The sequence below is a fragment of the Pseudomonas agarici genome, from assembly GCF_001543125.1.
Lineage (GTDB): Bacteria > Pseudomonadota > Gammaproteobacteria > Pseudomonadales > Pseudomonadaceae > Aquipseudomonas > Aquipseudomonas agarici.
This window is the reverse complement of the sequence record NZ_CP014135.1, coordinates 1,205,234-1,228,391: the sequence shown is the minus strand read 5'-3', so window position 1 is coordinate 1,228,391 and position 23,158 is coordinate 1,205,234. Positions and strand designations below refer to the sequence as shown.

15 protein-coding genes are annotated in these 23,158 nt (G+C 62.3%); 12 read left to right on the top strand and 3 right to left on the bottom strand.

Features of this window, described 5'->3' with window-relative positions; all coding sequences use genetic code 11:
* The first annotated feature begins 51 nt into the window (after nt 1-51).
* Entirely contained in the window at nt 52-939 is an 888-nt protein-coding gene (gene yghX / locus AWM79_RS05400) for a YghX family hydrolase (protein WP_060782332.1), read from the top strand.
* Between the two features lie 61 nt (nt 940-1,000).
* Here the strand turns inward: yghX and AWM79_RS05395 are convergent, their stop codons facing one another.
* Nucleotides 1,001-1,627: a cell wall hydrolase gene (locus AWM79_RS05395; RefSeq protein WP_060782331.1), complete on the bottom strand. Its 627-nt coding sequence runs from the start codon at nt 1,625-1,627 to the stop codon at nt 1,001-1,003.
* A 310-nt stretch (nt 1,628-1,937) separates the two neighbouring features.
* Between AWM79_RS05395 and AWM79_RS05390 the strand changes: the two genes are divergently transcribed.
* The 5 genes from AWM79_RS05390 (at nt 1,938) to AWM79_RS05370 (ending at nt 13,551) form a co-directional block, all read left to right on the top strand.
* The gene (locus AWM79_RS05390; protein ID WP_060782330.1) at nt 1,938-2,987 is read left to right on the top strand and encodes an alpha/beta hydrolase; all 1,050 of its coding nucleotides are present in this window, start codon (nt 1,938-1,940) and stop codon (nt 2,985-2,987) included.
* Between the two features lie 83 nt (nt 2,988-3,070).
* Complete coding sequence (locus AWM79_RS05385; RefSeq protein ID WP_060782329.1) at nt 3,071-6,103, top strand: ShlB/FhaC/HecB family hemolysin secretion/activation protein; 3,033 nt, start codon at nt 3,071-3,073, stop codon at nt 6,101-6,103.
* Nucleotides 6,104-6,113: 10 nt separating this feature from the next.
* Nucleotides 6,114-9,995 (top strand): beta strand repeat-containing protein, encoded by a 3,882-nt coding sequence (locus tag AWM79_RS05380; protein ID WP_082712573.1) that lies wholly within the window; start codon nt 6,114-6,116, stop codon nt 9,993-9,995.
* Nucleotides 9,988-11,511 carry an argininosuccinate lyase gene (locus AWM79_RS05375; protein WP_017131910.1) on the top strand — a complete coding sequence of 508 codons (1,524 nt, stop codon included), beginning with the start codon at nt 9,988-9,990 and terminating at the stop codon, nt 11,509-11,511. The genes AWM79_RS05380 and AWM79_RS05375 overlap by 8 nt, the downstream gene beginning before the upstream one ends.
* Nucleotides 11,512-11,703: 192 nt before the next feature.
* Nucleotides 11,704-13,551, top strand: coding sequence for a hypothetical protein (locus AWM79_RS05370; protein WP_017131911.1), 1,848 nt, complete (start codon nt 11,704-11,706; stop codon nt 13,549-13,551).
* Here the strand turns inward: AWM79_RS05370 and AWM79_RS05365 are convergent.
* Nucleotides 13,511-14,860: a cation:dicarboxylate symporter family transporter gene (locus AWM79_RS05365; protein WP_244159619.1), complete on the bottom strand. Its 1,350-nt coding sequence runs from the start codon at nt 14,858-14,860 to the stop codon at nt 13,511-13,513. The genes AWM79_RS05370 and AWM79_RS05365 overlap by 41 nt on opposite strands.
* Nucleotides 14,861-14,959: 99 nt before the next feature.
* Here AWM79_RS05365 and AWM79_RS05360 point away from each other — a divergent pair, with 99 nt between their 5' ends.
* Together AWM79_RS05360 and AWM79_RS05355 are read left to right on the top strand one after the other, a co-directional pair.
* Nucleotides 14,960-15,928 carry a LysR family transcriptional regulator gene (locus tag AWM79_RS05360; RefSeq protein WP_060782328.1) on the top strand — a complete coding sequence of 323 codons (969 nt, stop codon included), beginning with the start codon at nt 14,960-14,962 and terminating at the stop codon, nt 15,926-15,928.
* A gap of 209 nt (nt 15,929-16,137) precedes the next feature.
* A complete protein-coding gene (locus AWM79_RS05355) occupies nt 16,138-17,136 on the top strand; it encodes a bile acid:sodium symporter family protein (RefSeq protein WP_017131914.1) in 999 nt (332 codons plus the stop codon).
* A 57-nt stretch (nt 17,137-17,193) separates the two neighbouring features.
* Here AWM79_RS05355 and AWM79_RS05350 read toward each other — a convergent pair whose 3' ends face one another.
* Nucleotides 17,194-18,261 (bottom strand): NAD(P)-dependent alcohol dehydrogenase, encoded by a 1,068-nt coding sequence (locus AWM79_RS05350; RefSeq protein WP_017131915.1) that lies wholly within the window; start codon nt 18,259-18,261, stop codon nt 17,194-17,196.
* A gap of 225 nt (nt 18,262-18,486) precedes the next feature.
* Between AWM79_RS05350 and AWM79_RS05345 the strand changes: the two genes are divergently transcribed.
* The 4 genes from AWM79_RS05345 (at nt 18,487) to chrA (ending at nt 23,056) form a co-directional block, all read left to right on the top strand.
* Nucleotides 18,487-19,863 carry a pyridoxal-phosphate dependent enzyme gene (locus AWM79_RS05345; protein ID WP_017131916.1) on the top strand — a complete coding sequence of 459 codons (1,377 nt, stop codon included), beginning with the start codon at nt 18,487-18,489 and terminating at the stop codon, nt 19,861-19,863.
* Nucleotides 19,860-21,038, top strand: coding sequence for a cystathionine gamma-synthase (locus tag AWM79_RS05340; RefSeq protein WP_017131917.1), 1,179 nt, complete (start codon nt 19,860-19,862; stop codon nt 21,036-21,038). The genes AWM79_RS05345 and AWM79_RS05340 overlap by 4 nt, the downstream gene beginning before the upstream one ends.
* 103 nt (nt 21,039-21,141) lie before the next feature.
* Nucleotides 21,142-21,621, top strand: a complete 480-nt coding sequence (locus AWM79_RS05335) for a VOC family protein (protein WP_017131918.1) — start codon at nt 21,142-21,144, stop codon at nt 21,619-21,621.
* Nucleotides 21,622-21,700: 79 nt separating this feature from the next.
* A complete protein-coding gene (gene chrA, locus AWM79_RS05330; RefSeq protein WP_017131919.1) occupies nt 21,701-23,056 on the top strand; it encodes a chromate efflux transporter in 1,356 nt (451 codons plus the stop codon).
* Nucleotides 23,057-23,158: the final 102 nt, after the last annotated feature.

The following is a 23,158-nucleotide window of genomic DNA, read 5'->3' as shown; positions in this document are numbered from 1 at the left end:
CAAAAGGCTGCTTTAATGAGTGCCTCGATCCACTCGAAAGGTAGCGCACCGATGGAACGTCTCACGGCGAAAGACTTTGCCCCTGAACTGCTCGAACTCTATGACTACTACGTCCATGGCAAGATCAATCGCCGGGAATTTCTCGACCGAGCGGCAAAATTCACCCTCGGCAGCATGGCGGCCGCCAGCGTGCTGGCGGCGCTGAGCCCGAACTACGCGCTGGCCGAACAAGTGTCGTTTACCGATCCGGATATCGTCGCCGAATACATCACCTACCCGTCGCCCAAAGGCCATCAACAGGTCCGCGCCTATAGAGTCCGGCCGGCCAAAGCCACGAGCCAGGTACCGGCGGTAGTGGTGGTGCATGAGAATCGCGGACTCAACCCGTATATAGAAGACGTCGCCCGGCGTCTCGCCAAGGCCGGTTTCGTCACCTTGGCTCCCGATGGCCTGTCATCGGTCGGCGGCTATCCTGGCAACGATGAGCAAGGTGTAGCCCTGCAGAAAACCGTCGATCCGGAGAAACTCATGAACGACTTCTTCGCCGCCATCGAATGGTTGATGAGCCATGGCGCGACCACCGGAAAAGTCGGGATCACTGGGTTCTGCTACGGCGGCGGAGTGGTCAATGCGGCGGCCGTGGCCTACCCCGAACTGAGTGCGGCGGTGCCTTTCTACGGTCGCCAGCCCAAGGCCGAGGACGTGCCCCGGATCAAGGCGCCATTGCTGCTGCACTACGCCGAGCTGGACAAAGGCATCACCGATGGCTGGCCGGCCTACGAACAGGCGCTCAAGGCAGCCGACAAGACCTATGAGGCGCATATCTACCAGGGGGTCAATCATGGCTTTCACAACGACTCGACCCCCCGCTACGACGAGGCAGCGGCCAAGCTGGCGTGGGACCGTACAGTGGCATGGTTTCGCCGCTACCTGGTTTGACGTTTCGGCTGTTGAGTCCGCGTTCGCCTGATCAGGGAGCGGTTCAATATAAACGCCGGGGTTATTTCGCCTTGTCATCCTGAGGTTTGTAGAACAGGAACTTGTCGGTCTCGGCGGTCTTGATGTACTGCTTGACCCAGTTCGGGGTGACGCTCCGGTCATGGAAGTACAGCGCGCCGTGGGTGCGGTCCTTGAGTTGCTGGTTGAGGGCCTTGCGCGCGATTTCCTTGGCGATGGTGTAACGTCCCTCCTCCTGCACCTCATCCGAGCGTCCGTCGCACCACCAGGAAAACTGGCAGACGCGCTGCTCGGAACCTTGTTTGACCACCTCGCAGATCGTCCGGGGAAACCCTTCATGTGCCAGGCGGTTCAACACCACGCTGGTCACCGCTTCCATATCGGCCGGCCCGCCGCCCTTGGCTTCCCAGTAGATGGTCCGCGACAGGCAGGTAATGGTATCGGCTACCGCCGCGTCGCCCGCCGGATCCACCGCCTGTGCCTCGACCTTGGTCAGGGTAGGTGCCTGGGGTTGCGCCGCCGGGCCCTCCTTTTTAGCGGCTTTGTGCTCCAGGACCTGCGCCTTCTCGATGGCAACTTCCGGTTTCGGCTCAGGGTCGCCCGCGATGACCGTCCCCGTGGCAAGAGCGGTCACCAGACACAGACAACTGGCTATCCAGGCAAGGCGCATGGTCCGGTCCTGTTAAATGACCCCCGCCCAAAAGAGTGTCGCCGCGCCGCCTCCGGGCAGATGATCCGAGGTTCGCCACCCTATTTGACCTCGGCACGGGCAAATCATTCCTCCTATCCGCGTGGCTGGGCCTGATACTGAGCACCTCCGCCCTGGCCAGCGAAGAAATGCAGTTTGCCTTCGCCCTTAACAGCATATCTGTAAAGTATCGACTATTACTTTTCAGAATATTTTTATTATGGAAAACCACCTGCTAGCATCTACTCCACAACAACAAAGAAGCGCTGCATTGCGAAGGTTTGCCAGACTTATGCCCACTCGCCTCACTACCCTGCTACGTGTCCTGGTGCCTGCTGTCGCCATCGCTAGTGCCTTGATGGCCGGCGGGTGCGCCTCCTCGCAGACAACCCAGACTGATCGATCACAGCAAACCATCCAGATCGGCCCCCAGGGCGCCAGTTATCCGTTCGTGGTCTTTGCTAATCACGACCTGCAGGCCCCTGAAGCCGGGATCGAGCAGGCGGTGGTGATCCTCCATGGGGTCAAGCGCAACGCCGATACCTATTTTGCCACTGGCCGCAAATTGCTCAAGCTGGCGCAGTTGCAGAACCCGCAGACCTTACTGCTGGCGCCCAATTTCCTCACCGAAGCCGATCACCGCGCCAACAATAAGCTGCCGCTGTGGCGCAAGGACAACTGGATGCAGGGCGAGCCGTCGGGGTTTGGTCTCGGCGGCGTCAGCTCGTTCCAGGCACTGGACGATGTGGTGCGCTACCTGGCGGACCGTGAACGCTTCCCGGCCCTCAAGCGTATCACCCTGATCGGTCATTCCGCCGGTGCCCAGTTGATGCAGCGTTATGCCGTGCTCAACCCTCAGGACGAAAGCCTGCGCCAGTCGGGTATCGCCATCCGCTACGTGATCTCCAGCCCGTCGACCTATGTCTATTTCGACGCCAACCGGCCTCACTCCCAGGGATTCGCCCCAGTCGTCACGATCATGTGCCCCAGCTATAACCGCTACCGCTATGGGATCGATGCCGCACCTGCCTATCTACAGGTCCAGAACCTGAATGCCGAGCAGTTGTTCCGCCGCTACGCGGGGCGCGATGTCACCTACCTGGTGGGTTCGAAAGACAATGACCCGGCCAACCGGATCCTCGACAAATCGTGCGGCGCCCGCATGCAGGGTGCGAGCCGGGTCGAGCGCCAGATCAATTACCTGGCCTACGAACGCTTTCTCGGTCAGACCTGGAACATCGCCGTACACCATCCGCAGTTCCAAGTGCCCGGCATCGGTCACAGCGCCAACGGCCTGTACACCTCGCCCCTGACCGCCGAGCGATTATTTCCGGCGCGCTAGGGAACGGACGGCAGGCCCGCCCCGTTCCCCTGAACATCCCGTTAGCCCTCAAAACAATTAAAAAATCCGGGAACCACCCCATCATGAAATGGATACGTGCTTCTGCCGCTGCCCAGCCGATCGGTCGTGGTCGTCATTTGACGCTGCTGGCTGCCACCTTGTTCACGCTTCATGCCCAGGCCGAGACGTTGCCCTCCTCCGGCACCCTGTTCGATGCCAACCGCTCACAGCTAAGCCCTTCCGAGCGCGTCCCCGTCCCGGCCCGCCAGCGGGTACAGATCGATGCACCGGTCACGGAACAGAATCGCCCTGCGGCCGCAACCTCGACCCTGAAGGTCAAGGCCAGTCATTTCACCTTGAGCGGCAACCAGGCATTGAGCGACACGCAATTGCAGGCGCGATTGAAGCCCTTCCTGAACCGGGAACTGGACCTCGACGGCCTGCGCGATGCCGCTGCCAGCATCACGGCGTTGTATCGCGAAAACGGCTACCTGGTGGCCCGCGCCTATCTGCCGCCGCAGAATATCCAGGCCGGCAGCGTCGCCCTTGCCGTGCGCGAGGGGGTGATCGGCCGGGTCCGCGCCGAAGCGGCACCCGATGTACGCCTGAGCGCCGGCATGCAGCAGCGCTTTATCGATGACCTGGTGCCCGGCACGGTAATCCGCGAAGCCGACCTGGAACGGGTGCTGTTGCGCCTGTCCGATATCGCCGGGGTCTCGGTCCGCGCGGTCCTCGCTCCGTCCGCCCAACCGGGGGCCGCCGACATCGTGCTCAAGATCACCGAGATGACGGCCTGGACCAGCCGCGCCAGCATCGACAACTACGGCAACTACTACACCGGTTCCAAACGCATTTCGACCAATGTCAGCCTCAACGACGCCCTGGGCCTGGGCGAAAGCCTGTTCCTCAATACCCAGAACTCCCTGGAGGGCCTGAACATCCGCAGTATCGGCTACCTGCAACCACTGGGTGCCAGCGGTGTCTCCCTCGGGCTCAACCACGCCACGCTGGACTATGAGATCGGCAAGGAACTCAAGGACGCCCAGGCCAGCGGCTCGGCGGACATCGATACGGTCTACCTGACCAGTTCATTACTACGCAGCCGCAACAGCAATATCAACCTATCCCTGGCGCAAGAGTGGCGGCGTTTCGAAGACCGCACCGCAGCGACCAAGGTCAGAAAATCAGCCAACTTCCATAGCATCGGCCTCTACGGCGACTGGCGCGACGGCTGGCTGGGCAGCAACCTGTGGAGCCTGCGCTATGGGCGCGGCAGCTTGAACAAGGACACCGCCGCCGATGCCGCCCTCGACCGGGTCACCGCCCGCGCCGACGGCAGCTACACCAAGGCCAATGCGTCCTTCAGCCGCCTGCAGCAACTGGGCAACGGTTTCTCCCTGCTCGGCTCGATCACCGGCCAATATGCCGACAAGAACCTCGACGCTTCCGAGAAGCTCAGTCTCGGTGGCCCCGATGGCGTGCGCGCCTATCCGATGGGTGAAGCCGCCGGTGACGAAGGCGTACTCGGCAGGCTGGAACTGCGCAAATACCTGGGCCGCTTCGTCGACTCCCAGGTCGAAGCGGCGCTGTTCGCCGACGCCGGTCGGGTCACGGTGAACAAGCACCCTTGGGACAACAGCGAAAATCAGCTCAGCCGGTATGGCTATGGCGTGGGCCTGAATGTCTATCACAAGGATCTGGTGATGAACGCCAGTCTGGCGTTTTCTCCCGGCGCCACGCCGACCGCCGATCCCCACGAGGCACGGCGTTTCTGGTTGTCGATTTCCGGTTCGCCCCAGGCCTTCGTCGGCCTAGCCAGCGATATCGGCGGCAAGGGCGAGGATTTCGAAGAGCCTAGCACCGACTTTACCCTCTACGGTTCCATCGGCATCGTTCCCGAATACGTCGACCGCCATGGCGCCAGCCCGGCGGGCGTGGCCAACCAGAGCAAACTGGCCACCCCCAACGGCCGCAATATGGCCAGTTTTTGGCGGGTGCGCGACAACGTGTCCTATATCGGCGCACACAGCGGGATTCCCCTGGCCTACGACTGGAACTTTCTCTGGCAACTGGAATATGGCCTGTCGCTGAACTATGCCGATCACAGCGACCCGTCCGTGCCGGACGACACCTCGTCCAACGACGAATTGCGCAACACCGGGGTGGCCCTGGCTAACCCGGATCGCGGGACGTTCCTGTATGGCATCTGGGATATGCCGATGAAGGAAAGCATGACCGGCCTCGATCCCTTCCATGGTCGAACCAGCGCCGCCCACTACAACATCATCGGCTCGCCTGGCTTCAGCACCAGCATCACCCGCAATAAAGGCCCGGTGGGCACCGCCTCGGAGGCGAACAACGACGACGCGGCGTTCAATCGCCGCCAATCCGGGGTATTCGCCTACTGGACACCCCAATGGCATGGCCTGCAAATGAAGTTGGCGTACTCCAACAACGGTCTCAAAGCCGCGCCGGACGTCAACGAAGGCTATATCTACGGCGGCAGCCTGACTTATGAGAACGAAGGTTTCACCGCCATCGCCGCGTATGAAAAGCATGTCAACTACTTCGGCGTCGCCAATCTGGGACGCAACGCTCGCGGGGTGGGCAGCAACACCCACGTGACAGCGGGCACTTCGTCCGATGATTTCAGCCTGCGCTACGGCCTGGCCTACGATTTCGGGGCGACCAAGCTCTCGCTGATCGCCGATGACCTGTCCTATTCCGAAGACGGCGTGGTCAACACCAGCAACACCTCCACCGACCTGTCGCGCTATCGCCGCCGGGCCTGGATGGTCGGACTGAGCCACAATGTGAACAAGCAACTGCAGTTGCGCGCCACCTACTCCAAGGCTCTGCCTGGGGAGTGCACGATGATTTCCGGGAACAACCGCGAGTGCTCCACCGACGGTATGGGCGCGACTCAATACGCCTTTGGCGTCTCCTACAAGCTGAACAAGCAGACCGAGCTGTTCAGCCAGTACGTGCTGCTGCAGAACCGCTCGCTGGCCAACTATAACTTCGCGATCTCCGGAGTCTATGCGGCCACCGGTTATTCCCCAGGTGCCGGGACCACGATCAGTGCCTTGGGCACCGGCATCAACTATTCATTCTGAGGAGGCGACCATGAAGACGCACAAGACCCCAGGAATGGCCCGCCCAGCGCTCAGCCCGCTGAGTTGGGCGATATTCGCCGCTGTCTACAGCCTGGTGCCTCTATCAGCCTGGGCGCTGGACCCCAATGCGCTACCGAGCAACGGTCACATCACCGCTGGCAGTGGCAGCATCAACAGCAGCGGCAACGTACTTAACGTCAACCAGACCAGCGATCGCCTGTCCGCCACCTGGGACACCTTCAATATCGGCAGTGCCGCCCAGGTCAACTTCAATCAACCGGGGGCTTCCTCGGTGGCTTTGAACCGGGTGATGTCCAGCGACGCCTCGCAGATCTTCGGCAAACTCAACGCCAACGGCCAGGTATTCCTGATCAACCCGTCCGGCGTGTTGTTCGGCGCCGGCTCGGCAGTCAATGTCGGTGGGCTGGTGGCCAGTACCCTGAATCTGTCCGACGCCAACTTCATGGCCGGCAAGAACCTTTTCGAGGGTAACGGCAGCAGCGGCACGGTGATCAACCAGGGCCAGATCCAGGCCACCGACGGCGGCTACGTCGCCCTGCTCGGCGCCCAGGTACGCAACGAAGGCACGGTGGTCGCCCGGCTCGGCTCGGTGATGCTCGGTGCCGGGGAAACCGTCACCCTGGACCTCAACGGCGACGGCTTGATCAACATGGCGGTGGACAACCCGGCGCTCAATGCCAGCGTGGTCAACAGCGGCCTATTGCAGGCCAATGGTGGCCGCGTAATGCTCTCGGCTCGGGCCAGCGACTCGATGCTCAACGAGGTGGTGAACAACAGCGGCGTCATCGAAGCCACCAGCCTGCAACAGCGCAACGGCGTCATCCGCCTCGACGGCGGCGACAACGGGGCCGTGGTCAACAGCGGCCGCCTCGACGCATCCGGGCGCAACGCGGGGGAAAGCGGCGGCGACGTGACCTTGACCGGCCAATATGTCGGCCTGTTCGACGGCACCCGCATCGACGCATCGGGCGCCAGCGGCGGCGGCAAGGTGCTGGTCGGCGGTGACTTCCAGGGTACCGGGCCGTTGCACCAGGCCGACGCCACCTACATGGATAGCAATGCCAGTATTCATGCCGACGCCCTGAGCAGCGGTAACGGCGGCAAGGTGATCCTCTGGTCGAAGGACAGCACCCGCTTCTACGGCAATATCAGCGTCACCGGTGCCGGCCAGAGTGGCAAAGGCGGCCTGGCGGAAACCTCGGGGCATGCGCTGGATGCCTTTGGCGTAGTCAACCTCAGCGCCGCCTCGGGGATCGGCGGGACCTGGCTGATCGACCCGTACAATATCAATATCACCAGCAGCGCCAGCTCCGGTGCCACCAGCAGCAACCCTTTCACCTCCAGTGGCTCGTCCAGTTCCAACCTGAGTTCGGCGACCCTCAACGCGTCGCTCTCCGAAGGCGCCAACATTCTGGTCTACACCACGTCGGTGGGCGGTACCTCTGGCGATATCAACGTGTTGGACAACGTCAAGGCCGGCGGCAACGCGAGTCTGACGCTCCAGGCTCACCGCAATATCGTGATGAACAACACCAGCATCAGCAACGCCAGCGGCAAGACATTGAACGTCTCACTGCTGTCCAACTTCAACAACAGCGGCAACGGCTCGGTGCAACTGAGCAATGCCAGCATCCGCACCAACGGCGGCAACCTGACCATCAGCGGCGCCGCATCGCCCACCGGGTCCTTTGCCAGTACCAATGTCAGCACCGGCTTCGGCGTCTCGCTGAACAACAGCCAGTTGCTCACCAGCGGCGGCGACATCCTGATTCGCGCCGCCACCTCTTCCTCCCTGGCCAGCGGCTCCTCCGCCACAGCCATGCAGATTGGCGGCGCCAGCCTGCTGGACGCCGGCGGCGGCAGCATCGCCATCGTCGCCAACCAGGCCAGCAGCAGCGGCACCGGTGACGCCTTCGTACTCACCGGCGGCAGCCAGATCGTCACCAGCGGTACCGGTTCGATTCGTATCGACAGCAGCAACCTGGGTAGCGGCAACGGTACGCGGATCTTCAGCACCAGCAACACCATTGCCGCCACCGGCTCGGGCAACGTCACCCTTAACGGCAACGCGACTTCCGGTCAGGGCGTGCTGATCTGCTCGACGGCCGCCGGCTCCACCCAAAGTGTCCGCGTGGGCAGCGGCGCGTTGACAATCAATGGCCGCGGCACCAGCGGACGCGGGGTCAACCTGTCGGCTTCCGGCACGGGCGTGGTCAATCTCCAGGCCACGGCAGGCGGCAAGCTGCTGGTCAGCGGCGACAGCGGCGGCTCCTATGGCACGATCCTCAACGCCACGGGTGTCAGCTCCTCGATCAACCTGCTGAGCGACGGCGATATCAGCGTATCGGGCAACCTCTCGGGCGGCAGCACGCCCGCGTTGGGCCTGGTCAGCGCCGGCAGCGGCAGTGCGCTGGCGCCGGGCTCGCAGATCAACATTGCCAGCAGCGCAGGCAACGTCACGCTGACCGCCAACAACAGCCTGATCAACAACAGCAGCGGCTCGTTCCGGGCGATTTTCTTCGACGCCAGCGGCGCCTATGGGACGATCAACGTCAGCACCCAAAGCGGTCGGCTGACCGTGGACGGCACCAGCGCTTCGGGGCGCGGTATCGATATTGCGCCATCGGGCAACCATGCCAGCGTCAACCTCTCGACCACCACCGGCGACCTGCTGCTCAGCGGCAACAGTACCAACAGCTTCGGCGGCTACGGGATACTCTTCAACTCGACCGGCGGTTCCCAGGGTGTGAGCGTCTCGACCACCAGCGGCAACATCACCCTGCGCGGCGACTCGGTCGGCACCTCCGACGCCATTGCGCTAGGCGGCAGCGGGGTCGCCTCGACCAACAGCATCACCTCGCAGACCGGCAATATCAGCGTGCTCGGCAACTTCCATTCGCCCAACAGCGGCGAACTGGACCACGGTATCGCGATCCTCGGTGTGACCAACATCATCCAGACCCACGGCGACGGCGATATCACCCTCGAGGGCCGCGCCGCCGACGAGGGCAATGGCATCGACTTCTATGGCGGTGGCCGGGCGCTGGTCAGTGTCGACGACGGCCAACTGACCGTGCGCGGCAGCAGCGGCTACGCCGACGGCATCGGCATGGCCACGGGGATCAACCAGATTCAGGCGACCGGCAGCGGTTCGGTGGCGCTGATCGGGACCTCCACCTACGGTAACGGCATCAGCTTCTACCCCTCCGGCAGTGCCAGTTCGGCCACCTTGTCGACCGGCAGCGGCGACTTGACCCTGACCGGTACCAGCGGCGCGGGTGGCGGGTCCGGGATTTTGATTCGCGCCGCCTCGGCAGGGCCGGATAACGGTGTGAGCCTGTTGTCGGACAGCGGTAACGTGCGCCTCAACGGACGTAGCGAGGGCAGCGGCTCCGGTATCGCCTTCGTCGGCAACAGCGATACCGCCTACACCTCGATGCAGACCGGTGGTAGCGGTCAATTGAGCCTCGACGGCTACAGTGCCGGCGGTTACGCCTTGAGCTTCGACGGCGGCAATCACAACTTGCAGGGCGGCGGCGGCGGTGTGCTGGTCAATACCGACTCGCCCACCGAGCGCTTTATCAGCCATACCGACGATATCACCCACTTTGCCGCCAGCGGCCCCGTGGTGTTTCGCCAGGGCGGCACGATCAACCACCTGTTGACCGACCCGACGACCGCCCAGGCCAGCGACGCCGTACAAAGAAGCATGAGCGATGGCTCCTGGGTCAGACCACTCCAGGACCACAGTCGCCTGACGCTCCTCGATGGCCTGCGCGACCGGCCGCGTATCGACCTGGCTCGGTTCGAGCCGACTCCTGTTTCCAACCTATTCGATAACCGTGTAGAGAGACCTCGCGACCATGAATAACCTTAAGCCGACCCGCCCTGCGTTTCGCCTCAGCCGGCTGGCCCTCGGATCGTTGTTGCTGCTGGCAACGAGCGCGGCGAATGCCGCCGACCCCAAGGTAGCCCACGACTACTTCTATTTCCTGGGGGAAATGAACAAAGCCTCGACCGTGATGGTGATCGACAACAAGATTGTCCCTGCGGACCTGGGCAAGAAGATCGTCGCCGCCGTCGACCAGGTCATCAATGACGGCAATCGACCCGGCGCCGAGCGGCCAGCCGACTACCTGAAGTACGAACCGCTGATCCTGGCCATCGCCGGCCCCGACGGTTCGCGCATGCACTCCGGGCGCAGCCGCCAGGATATCCTGTCCACCACCCGCCGCCTGATGCAGCGCGAGCGTGTGCTGAGCCTGCTCGACGCGATGAACAAGTCCAAGGCAGTGCTGCTCAAGCTCGCCGAGCAGAACCGCGATACCCTGATTCCGGCTTATACCAATGGTGTTCAGGCCCAGCCGACCACCTACGCCCACTACCTGTTGGCCTTCAGCGCGGTGTTCGACCGCGATGCCGAGCGCTTGCGCCAGGCCTACGCCCGCCTCAACCTCAGCCCGCTGGGCGCAGGCGCTCTGGGCACCTCGAGTTTCCCCGTGGATCGTAAGCAACTGGCCGAGCTGTTGGGCTTCGACGGTCCCGTGGAAAACTCCTATGACGCCGCGCAACTGGGCGCCCTGGACACCGGCATGGAACTGACCGGTATCTGCAGCAACGCCGCGACCACCCTCGGCCTGCTGGTGCAGGACATGCACACCCAGTACCACCAGCCCTATCCGTGGATCATGATCACCGAGGGTCGCCTGACCGGCACCAGCAGTATCATGCCGCAGAAGCGCAACCCCTACGGCCTGAACCTGTTGCGTCTACAGGCCAGCGATGTGGTGGGCGGTGCCATGACCTATCAGTTCGAGGCGCACAACGTCACTCCAGGTATGCCGGACTACAAGCGCGACCAGGTGGAAAAGACCCTGGACCTGACAGCTAGCTCGTTCCAGATGCTTGCCGACCTGCTGAGCAACCTGCAAATCGACAAGGCACGGGCCCTCCAGGAGATCGATGCCGACTACTCCACCACCACGGAGCTGGCGGACGTGCTGCAACGCGACTCCAACGTACCGTTCCGCGTCGGCCACCACTTCGCCTCGGACCTGGTGACTTATGGGCGCTCCAACAAGATGAAACCGGCTGATATTCCCTTCGCCGAGGTACAGCAGATCTACGGCAAAGCGCTGAAAGCCTTCGATATGCAGAATGGGCAATTCCCACTGACCCAGGAGCAGTTCCGCAAATCCTTGACCGCGCAGAACATGATCGAGTCGAGCAAGGGCCTCGGCGGTCCGCAGCGTGCGGAAGTGGATCGGATGCTGGCGGCGCAACAGGCGAGCTTGAGCAGCAACGAAAACTGGGTCAAGGAGCAGAACCAGAAACTGGCCACGGCTTCGGCTAATCTTGACAAGGAGTTCCTGGCGCGCGGACGTTAAAAAGGTATCGAGGGCACGGTGGGGTCAAGGGATCACGCTTGAATCCATCGATGTCCTCGCCCAGGCTTTCCGATTCAGTGATGCGCGGACTGTGTGCATCTCTGAACCGTGAGGCGGGTTTAGCCACGAAAGGTCGGGGACAGAAACCACGCCCCCCCGAGACTGCATCATTCCCTACCACAGGCCTACCCAATGCCCGAAGACAACTACTCGCTGGAGCACTTCGAGTTCCTCTGCTACTCGCGCAACCACGAAGCCGCCGCGCGTGAACTGGTACGCCTGCTGCTGTTGATCGACCGCCATTACGGCAAGCTGTCCACTACCTTTTCCCTGGCGGTATCACCGGCCCTGCCCCCCGCAGAGCTGGAGGCCCATGCCCTGACCCGCCTGACCAGCGCCATTTCGGCGCTGTTCTCCGACCCCGGCTTTCGCATCAGCCCGGATGGCTTCGGACAACTGATCCATTTCCAGCGCTGGCTGTCGTCGCTGTTCGCCGCCAGCGCCTTCGTCAATGCCGATCACCTCCTGCAATCGTTGAATAACCTGGGGCCGCAGGCCGAAGGATTCCAGGTCAACGGCACCGACCTGGTGAAGTTCTGCGTGCTCTACTCGGCGGAATCGGAGGTGCCCCTGGATGTCGAACTGCTCTGGCGGCAAAACCGCGATATCGCCGCGGCACTGTTCATGGCGTTGTTGTCACCCCGGCTGATCGGCACCCAGGCCGCTCATTCCAAGCGCGAGGCGCTGCTGGCCTGGCTGCCCCGGCGACTGGAGGAAATCGACAGCCTGGACACCCTGCCGGTGGGTATCCTGCACGATGCCTACATGCATTGCAGCTACGCCGACCTGCCGCAACGCCATGACATCAAGGCCTCGATCAATCGCCTGGTGGAACGCAAGCTTGTCGCGGCCCATATCCTCGATCTGCCGACCGCTACCCCGCGTCCCGTCACTTCGGGCAAGCCGGTGATGCTGGTGCTACTCGAATGGTTTTCCGCCGGGCACTCGATCTACCGCACCCATTCCAGGACCCTGGAAGCGGCCCGCGCGGACTTCCAATTGGTCGCCATCGGCTACCAGGCCAATGTCGACGATCCGGGTCGCGAGATTTTCGACTCGTTTATCGCCTTCGATGAACCCGACGATCTCTATGCCTGCCTGCGCCAGCTCAGGAGCGTCGCTCAGGAATGGGCGCCACAGGTGTTCTACATGCCCAGCGTCGGCATGTTCCCGATCACCCTGTTCGCCAGCAATCTGCGCCTGGCGCCATTGCAAGTCGCCGCCCTCGGACATCCGGCCACCACCCGCTCGCGGCATATCGATTACATCAGCGTCGAAGAAGACTTTATCGGCGATCCGGCCTGCTTCAGCGAACGGCTGTTACGCTTGCCCGCCGACGGCCAGCCGTATCGCCCATCGGCCCACGCGGTGCCACTGCCCAAACGTCAACGCCAGGACTCGCCACTGGTGCACATCGCCATCGCGGCCACCACCATGAAACTCAATCCGCGCTTTCTCCTGGCCTGCCAAAAGATCGTCGAGCTCATGCCGCAACTGCATGGCCGCGAAGTGCGCCTGCACTTCCTGATCGGCCAGGCCCAGGGGTTGCTCTATCCACAGGTGGTCCGGTTGATTCAGCGCTATGTGCCGCAGGCAGTGGTGTATGCCCATCAACCGTACCAGGACTACCTGGCGATTTTTAACCAGTGCGATCTGTTCCTCAGTCCCCTGCCCTTCGGCAATACCAACGGCATCATCGATGCCCTGACCGTGGGCTTGCCCGGCGTTTGCAAGACCGGACCGGAAGTGTTCGAGCATATCGACGAAGGGCTGTTTCGCAGGGTCGGCCTACCGGACTGGACCATCACTCACACACTTGAGGAGTACGTCCGCGCAGCCTGCCGTCTGGCCGGCAACTTTGCCGAGCGCGAGGCGCTCTATCGCCAACTGGAGCGTCCCGAAGCGCTGCAGCGCCTGTTCAGCGGTCGCCCGCAGGCCCTCAGTCAGGCGCTATTGGCCCTGCTGAAAACGGCGCCTTGAGTTCACGCCGCATGACCTCGCGGTCGAGGGCGTTATCCCAGCGGGCAATGGCCACGCAAGCCACGCAGTTACCGATGGCATTGGTCAGCGAGCGGCACTTCATCAACCGCTCGACGCCCAACAGCAAAACCATCCCTTCGGTGGGCATGAACGGCAGCGCACTGAGGGTCGCGGCCAGGGCGACAAAGGCCGAGCCAGTCACACCAGTGGCCCCCTTAGACGTCAATGAGGCCACCAGTACCAGCATCACCAATTGCCCGAGGCTCAGCGGTATCTCCTGGACCTGGGCGAGAAAAATCACCGCCACCGCCAGGTACAGGTTGGTGCCGTTGAGGTTGAACGAATACCCCGCCGGCAACACCAGCCGCACCACTGCGGGCGAACACCCCAAGCGCTCCATCCTGGCGATCAGGCCCGGCAGCGCGGCAATCGAGGAAGTGGTGAACAGCACCAGTGCCAGTTCGTCCTTCACATACAGCAGCAGACGCCACAGACTGACGCCCGCGAGCTGGCTGACCAGCGCCAGGACCAGCAGGATAAAGGCCGCGCTGGCCAGGTACAGGGTTGCGACGAATTTGAGCAACGGTACCATCGAGCCAATCCCGTACTTGCCGATGGTGAAGGCGATGGCTCCGAACGCCGCCAGGGGCGCCAGCTTGAGCACAAGGTTCATCAAACTGAACAACAACTCAAGCAACAGCTCGATCATCTGCCGTATCGGCGCGCCGCGCTCGCCGCTCCAGGCCAGGGCGACGCCGAACAGCAGGGCGAGCAACAGCACCTGTTGGATATCACCCTCGACGAATGCGCCGAAAAAACTGCTCGGGATCGTCTCCAGCATGGCCTCGGAGAACTGCCACTGTTGCCATTGGGCGAAAAAATACTCGCTCGACGACGTCAAGCTCGACAGTTCCTCCAGAGCAAAACCCGGCTCCAGATCGTTGCCGGGATGCAGCAGCAGGGCCGCCACAACGCCCACCAACAACGACAATAACGTCATCAGCGCGAAATACAGCAAGGCCTTGCCGCCGATCTTGGCTGCCTGCGTCTGACTGCGCATGCCGGCGATACCCGAGACCACCAACGCGAACACCAGCAGGCTGATGGGCATGCCGATCAATCGGACAAAACCGTCACTGAGGGGTTTCATTTCCACCGCCAGCGCCGGATGCCAGCGTCCGAGGACGATGCCACAGGCGACCGCGATCAGAATCTGTACCACCCCTCGCTTGAAGAACCCCAACCTCATCCGCTGCACCGTCGCTTGTCGACCCTCGCCCATGGTACTGGCATCTTGGCTCACACTCACGCCTGATTTCTTACATGGCCGCGCAGCGTGGGCTGACGGTACAATCGAGACCGTCCGAAGGCGCTGGCAATCATGGCCACCCACAATAAAAGAAGCCCCATGGAACTCCGACACCTGCGTTATTTCCTGATGGTCGCCGAAGAACTGCATTTCACTCGGGCCGCCGCGCGCCTGAACATGCAGCAACCGCCCCTGAGCAACCAGATCCGCCTGCTGGAAAAAGAATTGGGCTTCGAGTTGTTCAAGCGCCATCCCAAGGGTGTCGATCTGACCACCGGTGGTCAGGTGTTCCTGCAAGAGGCCAGGGCCATTCTCAATCGGATCGAGGAGGGTTCGAAACGGGCGGCACGGGCGGCGCAGGGCCTGGAGGGCAAGCTGTCGATCGGTTTCACCAGTTCGACGGCCGCCCACCCATTGATTCCCGGCATGATCCGCGCCTATCGCGGGCTCTATCCCAACGTCGAGCTGTTGCTCAGCGAGGGCAACGCCGGGGAACTGACCGATGAAGTGAGTTTCGGGCGCATGGACCTGGGCATTCTGCGGGCACCGGTCAGCCAGCCCCGAGGCGTGACCCTGTACCGGCTGCTCGACGAGGAGATGCTGCTGGTGCTGCCGGTGGGCCATCGCCTGTTACCGGCGGGCATATTAGTCAACGGCCTGAGCCCGGAAGCGATCGATGCCATGCCGGTGATTGCCCTTGGCGACCTGGCCGACGAGTCATTTATCCTGGTGCGCCGCCATGGCGCGCCCGGTATGTACGCCAATTTGTTGGAAGCCTGTGAACACGCCGGTTTCACCCCGAAAATAGCCTTCGAAATCGAACGGATGCTGACCAACATCAACTTGGTGGCCGCCGGTGCCGGGATCTCGGTGGTACCGGCTTCGATGCGCAGCTTTCATCGCCACAGCGTCGTCTACTGTCGGATCGGCGAGGCGAGCCCACCGCTGGTGGCCCCCATCACCCTGATTGCGCGCACCGAGGACCAGGAGCCGACTCGGCAAAACTTCATCGAATTGGCCCAGGAGCTGGGGCGACAATTTCGCCGAGAACAGCCACCCTGTCCCTGAGTCACGGTCACTGCCCTGCCGCAGCGCGACTCACCTGCATGCGGATCTTGCATTGCGCCGATGCCAGCACGCTCTGGCTCGGCGGCGAAAGCCGTGATGCATTGCCACTATGTCCTTTAGGCGATATCCACAGGCTTATTGGCGTTAGCCGGCAACCATCAGACCGGTTAAAGTCCCTGTAACTTTTTTGCACCCGGATAATGCCATCGATGACCCGCCCTCGCTTTTTGCCCGACAATTTCACCCTGACCCTGATCAGCGTGGTGCTTCTGGCCAGCCTCCTGCCCGCCAGCGGCCAGGTCGCCGTCGGCTTCGGCTGGTTGACCAATATCGCCATTGCCCTGCTGTTCTTTCTGCACGGCGCCAAGCTGTCACGCGAATCGATCATCGCCGGTGCCGGTCATTGGCGCCTGCATCTGCTGGTATTCGGTCTGACCTTTGTCCTGTTCCCACTGCTGGGCCTGGCGCTCAAGCCGCTGCTATCGCCGCTGATCGGCGACCAGCTGTACATGGGCATGCTCTATCTCTGCGCTCTGCCGGCCACAGTGCAATCGGCGATTGCCTTTACTTCCCTGGCCCGCGGTAACGTACCGGCGGCAATCTGCAGTGCGGCGGCGTCCAGCCTATTCGGCATCTTCCTTACGCCATTGCTGGTGACCCTGCTGCTGAAGGTCCATGGCGACGGCGGTTCGATCCTCGATGCCATCCTGAAAATCAGCGTGCAGTTGCTGCTGCCGTTCATTGCCGGGCAGATCGCCCGGCGCTGGATCGGCGCCTGGGTGGGACGCAACAAAAGCTGGCTGAAATTCGTTGACCAGGGCTCGATCCTGCTGGTGATCTACAGTGCCTTCAGCGACGCGGTGAACGAAGGTATCTGGCATCAGATCCCGCTCCGAGACCTTGCCGGCCTGGTGGTAATCTGTAGCGTGCTATTGGCGCTGGTGCTACTGGCATCCACCCTGCTGGGCAAGGCGTTCGGCTTCGACCAGGAGGACCGCATCACCATCGTCTTCTGCGGCTCGAAGAAAAGCCTGGCGACCGGCGTACCGATGGCTCAGGTGTTGTTCGCCGGCAGCACCGTCGGCGTGCTGATCCTGCCGCTGATGCTGTTTCATCAGATCCAGTTGATGGTCTGTGCGGTGCTGGCACAACGTTATGCCCGGCGCCCCGAGTCGGTCAGCGAGTTGATGGGTCAGGTCGACCCCTGACCCCACGATCCCGATAAGGCCCGGCTGAGCGTCCGGGCCTTATCGGCAGGGGTGCGATCAAGCTGCCGCGACTTCCTGCTTGAGGCTGTTCATATCGATCACGAAGCGATATTTCACATCGCCTTTGAGCATGCGCTCGTAGGCTTGGTTGATGTCCTGGATAGCAATCATCTCGATATCCGAGACAATGCCATGCCTGGCGCAGAAATCCAGCATCTCCTGGGTTTCGCGGACCCCACCGATCAGCGAACCGGCCAGGCTACGGCGCTTGAAGATCAGGTTGAATACCGTCGGTGACGGATGCGGGTTGTCCGGAGCACCGAGCAGGGTCATGGTGCCATCGCGCTTGAGCAGCGCGAGAAAAGCATCCAGGTTGTGCGGCGCGGCCACGGTGTTGAGGATGAAGTCCAGGGAGTTGGCAACCTTGGCCATCTCCTCCGGGTTCTTCGACACTACCACCTCATCGGCCCCCAGGCGCAGGCCGTCCTCGCGCTTGTTCGACGAGGTGGTGAACAGCACCACATATGCGCCCATGGCATGGGCGATTTTCACCGCCATATGGCCCAGCCCACCCAAGCCCACTATCCCGACCCTCTTTCCGGGACCGACTTTCCAGTGGTGCAATGGCGAATAGGTGGTGATCCCGGCACACAGCAATGGCGCGACGGCAGCCAAATCGGCGTCGGCGTGAGAGATGCGCAGGACGAACTTTTCCTTCACCACAATGGTGTCCGAGTAGCCGCCAAAGGTATTTTCGCCACCGAACAGCGGACCGTTGTAGGTCCCGGTAAAGCCGTTCTCGCAGTATTGCTCTTCACCTTCCGCGCAGGAGGCACAGTGCTGGCAACTGTCGACCATGCAACCGACGCCCGCCAGCTCACCGACCTTGAACCTGCGTACATTGGCCCCCACGGCAGTCACCCGACCGACGATCTCATGCCCCGGTACCGAGGGATACAGGGTGTTGTTCCACTCATTGCGCACCGTGTGCAGGTCAGAATGGCAAACACCGCAATAGAGGATATCGATCTGCACATCATCGGCGCCTGGCGAGCGACGTTCGAAGGTGAATGGCTTGAGCGAATCTTTCGGGTCTTGAGCGGCATAGCTGTAAGTCTTGACCATCGCGATCACCTCTTGATTCTGCGGCTAAACAGGAGTTGACCAGCATAGACACTGAATCGTTCAGATGAATGTGCCGGACGCAAAGGCTATGACCGATCGGACCGGCGGTCTCGATGACCGGATCATGAAAACAGGCGCTATGCTCCAAGCAACAGCGCGTGTGCAACCACCAGTCCACGCCCGCTGTCCATTCAGTACGCACTCCCCCTGAAACGAGGTGAAGACATGCCGAACAACTCCCGCCCTGCCGTTCTCGAACTGATCGGCAATACGCCGCTGGTGCGCGTAAGCCGTTTCGATACCGGCCCGTGCACGTTGTTCCTCAAGCTCGAATCCCAGAATCCCGGCGGTTCGATCAAAGATCGTATCGGTCTGGCGATGATCGATGCCGCGGAGCGCGATGGCCGCCTGCGCCCTGGCGCGACCATTGTCGAAGCCACGGCGGGCAACACTGGCCTGGGCCTCGCGCTAGTGGGGCGGGCCAAGGGCTACCGAGTGGTACTGGTGGTTCCGGACAAGATGTCCACCGAGAAGGTCTTGCATCTGAAGGCCATGGGCGCCGAAGTGCACATCACCCGCTCTGATGTCGGCAAGGGCCATCCCGAGTACTATCAGGATGTCGCCGCCCGTCTGGCCGAGGAGATTCCCGACGCGTTCTTCGCCGACCAGTTCAACAACCCGGCCAACCCACTGGCCCACGAAACCAGTACCGCACCGGAAATCTGGGCGCAGACCCAGCATGATGTCGACGCCATCGTCGTCGGTGTCGGCTCGGCCGGCACCCTGACCGGCTTGACCCGTTTCTTCCGGCGCGTGCAACCGAACCTGGCCATGGTGCTGGCCGACCCGCTCGGTTCGGTGGTCGCCGAATACAGTCGCAGCGGCATCGTCGGTACCGCAGGCTCTTGGGCAGTTGAGGGCATTGGTGAAGACTTCATTCCCTCGATTGCCGACCTGTCCAGCGTGCGCCACGCCTACTCGATCAGCGACGAGGAAAGTTTCGACCATGCCCGCCAGTTGCTACGCGCCGAAGGTATCCTCGGCGGCTCGTCCACTGGCACCCTGTTGGCTGCGGCGCTACGCTACTGCCGCGAGCAGAGCGAACCCAAGCGCGTCGTGACCTTTGTCTGCGACACCGGCACCCGTTACCTGTCCAAGGTCTACAACGACCAGTGGATGAACGACCAGGGCCTGCTGCAGTACAAGCGCTACGGCGACCTGCGCGACCTGATCGCCCGGCGCTTCGAGGATGGCCGGGTGATCAGCGTGGGACCGGACGACACCTTACTCACCGCCTTCCAGCGCATGCGCCTGGCGGATGTCTCGCAACTGCCGGTATTGGTGGACGGGCAGCGGTTGGCAGGCGTCATCGATGAATCCGATATCTTGTTGGGCATGCACGCCGACGCGGCACACTTTCGCCTGAGCGTGGCCAGTGTCATGACCGATAACGTGCGAACCTTGGCGCCTGCCGCCAGCTTGGCCGAACTGCAGGCGGAGCTGGATCGCGGGCTGGTGGCAATCATTGCCGACGCGTCGGGCTTCCATGGCCTGATTACCCGCGTCGACCTGCTCAATCACTTACGGAGATCCCTGGCATGAGCCCATACGACACACCTACCGCACGCCCCGCCTTCGCTACCCGGGTCATCCATGCCGGGCAGTCGCCGGACCCGAGCACCGGGGCGCTGATGCCGCCGATCTATGCCAACTCCACTTATCTGCAAGAGAGCCCCGGCGTACACAAGGGTTTCGACTACGGACGCTCCCACAACCCGACGCGGTTTGCCCTGGAACGCTGTGTGGCGGATCTCGAAGGCGGTAGCCAGGCCTTCGCCTTTGCCTCGGGTCTGGCGGCGATTGCCAGCGTGCTCGAATTGCTCGATGCCGGTGCCCATGTGGTTTCCGGCAACGACCTCTACGGCGGCACTTTCCGGCTGTTCGACAAGGTGCGCCAGCGTAGCGCCGGCCATCGGTTCAGCTTCGTCGACCTGACGGACCTGAGCGCCTTCGAAGCGGCGCTGCGCGAGGATACGCGGATGGTCTGGGTGGAGACGCCGAGCAACCCCCTGCTGAGCCTCACCGACCTGGCCGCCGTCGCCCGCCTCTGCCGCGACAGGGGGATCATCTGCGTCGCCGACAATACCTTTGCCAGTCCCTGGATCCAGCGCCCGCTGGAACTGGGTTTTGATATCGTGGTGCACTCGACGACCAAGTACTTGAACGGCCACTCGGACGTGATCGGCGGCATCGCGGTGGTCGGGCAAAATGCCGAACTCGCCGAACGCCTGGGATTTCTGCAGAACTCGGTGGGCGCTATTGCCGGGCCATTTGATGCCTTCCTCACCCTACGCGGTGTGAAGACCCTGTCGCTGCGCATGGAGCGCCATTGCAGCAACGCCCTGGAACTGGCGACCTGGCTGGAACAGCAGCCACAGGTGGCGCGTGTCTATTACCCAGGCCTGGCGTCGCACCCGCAACACGAACTGGCACGCCGGCAGATGCACGGTTTCGGCGGGATGATTTCTGTTGACCTGAAGAGCGACCTGGCTGGCGCCAGGCGCTTCCTCGAAAGCGTGCGGATCTTCGCCCTGGCCGAGAGCCTGGGTGGCGTGGAAAGCTTGATCGAACACCCGGCGATCATGACCCACGCCACCATTCCCGCACCGACGCGCGCGCAACTCGGTATCGGCGACGCTCTGGTCCGGCTGTCGGTGGGTGTCGAGGATGTCCAAGACCTGCGGGCGGACCTGGCGCAGGCGCTGGCGCGAATCTAAGTCCTGGGAGGCCGCCCTGCGGGCAGGGCGGCTGTGGCGAAACCACGCGGAAAACCCTCCTCGACTAGAATCCAGGTGTCAGCCCCTATCGTGGAGAACCCGGATGATCAGCAAAAACACTATTTGTCTGTGGTACGACGGCACCGCTCTGGAGGCCGCGACGTTCTACGCCAGGACCTTCCCGGACAGCGCGGTGAAAGCCGTCCACCGTGCCCCTGGCGACTATCCCGCCGGCAAACAGGGCGATGTCCTGACCGTCGAGTTTACGGTGCTGGGTATCCCGTGTCTCGGACTGAACGGCGGTCCGGCGTTCAGGCATACCGAAGCGTTCTCGTTCCAGGTGGCCACCGACGACCAGGCCGAAACGGACCGTTTGTGGAACGCGATTGTCGGCAACGGCGGCCAGGAAAGCGCCTGCGGCTGGTGCAAGGACAAGTGGGGCCTGTCGTGGCAGATCACCCCTCGCATGCTGACAGCGGCGGTTACCCATCCCGACCCGGCGACCGCCAAGCGTGCCTTCGATGCCATGATGGGCATGGGCAAGATCGATATCGCGACGATCGAAACAGCACTGAAGGCCTAAGCGATCCGGACAGGGGTCGGTGGACGCCGGTATCATCGAGGTAACCCAATAGCATGGCCATGCACACAGGAGTCACCCGATGCACAAGGCGTTCGCCCCAACGCTTGAAGAGCTGTCCAGACCCAGGCCGATCAGTTTGCGCGAGGCGTTCTGGTTCTGGCTCAAACTTGGCTTCATCAGCTTTGGCGGACCAGCAGGACAGATTTCGATCATGCACCAGGAACTGGTGGAGCGACGGCGCTGGATCTCCGAGCGGCGTTTTCTGCATGCCCTCAACTACTGCATGTTGTTGCCTGGTCCGGAAGCCCAGCAACTGGCCACCTACATCGGCTGGTTGATGCATCGGACATGGGGAGGCGTGATTGCCGGAGCACTGTTTGTGTTGCCCTCACTGTTCATCCTGATCACGTTGTCCTGGATGTACATCGCCTTTGGTGAAGTGCCCGTCGTGGCGGGGCTCTTCTACGGAATCAAGCCCGCCGTGACGGCTATCGTGGTGCAGGCGGCCCATCGGATCGGCTCTCGGGCGCTGAAGAATAATGGACTGTGGGCGATAGCAGCCGCTTCATTCACGGCGATCTTTGCGTTCAACCTGCCATTTCCTTTGATCGTCCTGGGCGCGGCCTTGATCGGCTATGTCGGAGGACGCCTGGCGCCCGAAAAGTTCAGGACGGGCGGCCATAGCAGCGACAGAAAATCATTTGGCCCCGCCTTGATCGATGACGACACGCCGTCCCCGGCGCATGCCCGGTTCAGTTGGTTAAAACTGGGTTGGCTGGTACTGATCGGCGCCGCGCTGTGGGCGTTGCCGATGGGCGTCTTGAGCGCACTCTATGGTTGGGAGGGCACCTTGACCCAGATGAGCTGGTTCTTCACCAAAGCCGCGTTACTGACCTTTGGCGGCGCCTACGCCGTGCTCCCCTATGTCTATCAAGGCGCGGTCGGTCACTACGGCTGGCTAACCGCGACCCAGATGATCGACGGACTGGCCTTGGGGGAAACCACGCCGGGGCCGCTGATCATGGTGGTCGCCTTCGCGGCTTTTGTCGGGGCCTATGTTTCGCAGGTATTCGGTGCCGACCAGGTATTTCTAGCGGGTGCGGTGGCCGCCACCCTCGTAACCTGGTTCACTTTCCTGCCCTCGTTCCTGTTCATCCTCGCCGGTGGGCCGCTGGTGGAGTCGACCCACGAGGAACTCAGGTTCACTGCCCCGCTCACTGCCATTACGGCAGCAGTTGTCGGTGTGATTCTCAACCTGGCGTGTTTCTTTGGTTACCACGTGCTCTGGCCACAGGGCTTCAGGGGCAATCTCGATTGGCCTTCGGCACTGATCGCCATCGCCGCGGCGATTGCCCTGTTGCGCTTCAAGCGGGGCGTCATCCAGGTGTTGCTGGTCTGTGCGCTCATCGGTCTGGCAGTACATCTGTTGCAGTAATGACGGATGTGATCGCCGGATCAGCGCCGTGTGACAACCTTGCGGTGCTACCCTGCCCGCAGCCATTCGTCACTCACCTTGAACTCCGCCGAAAACCTTCTG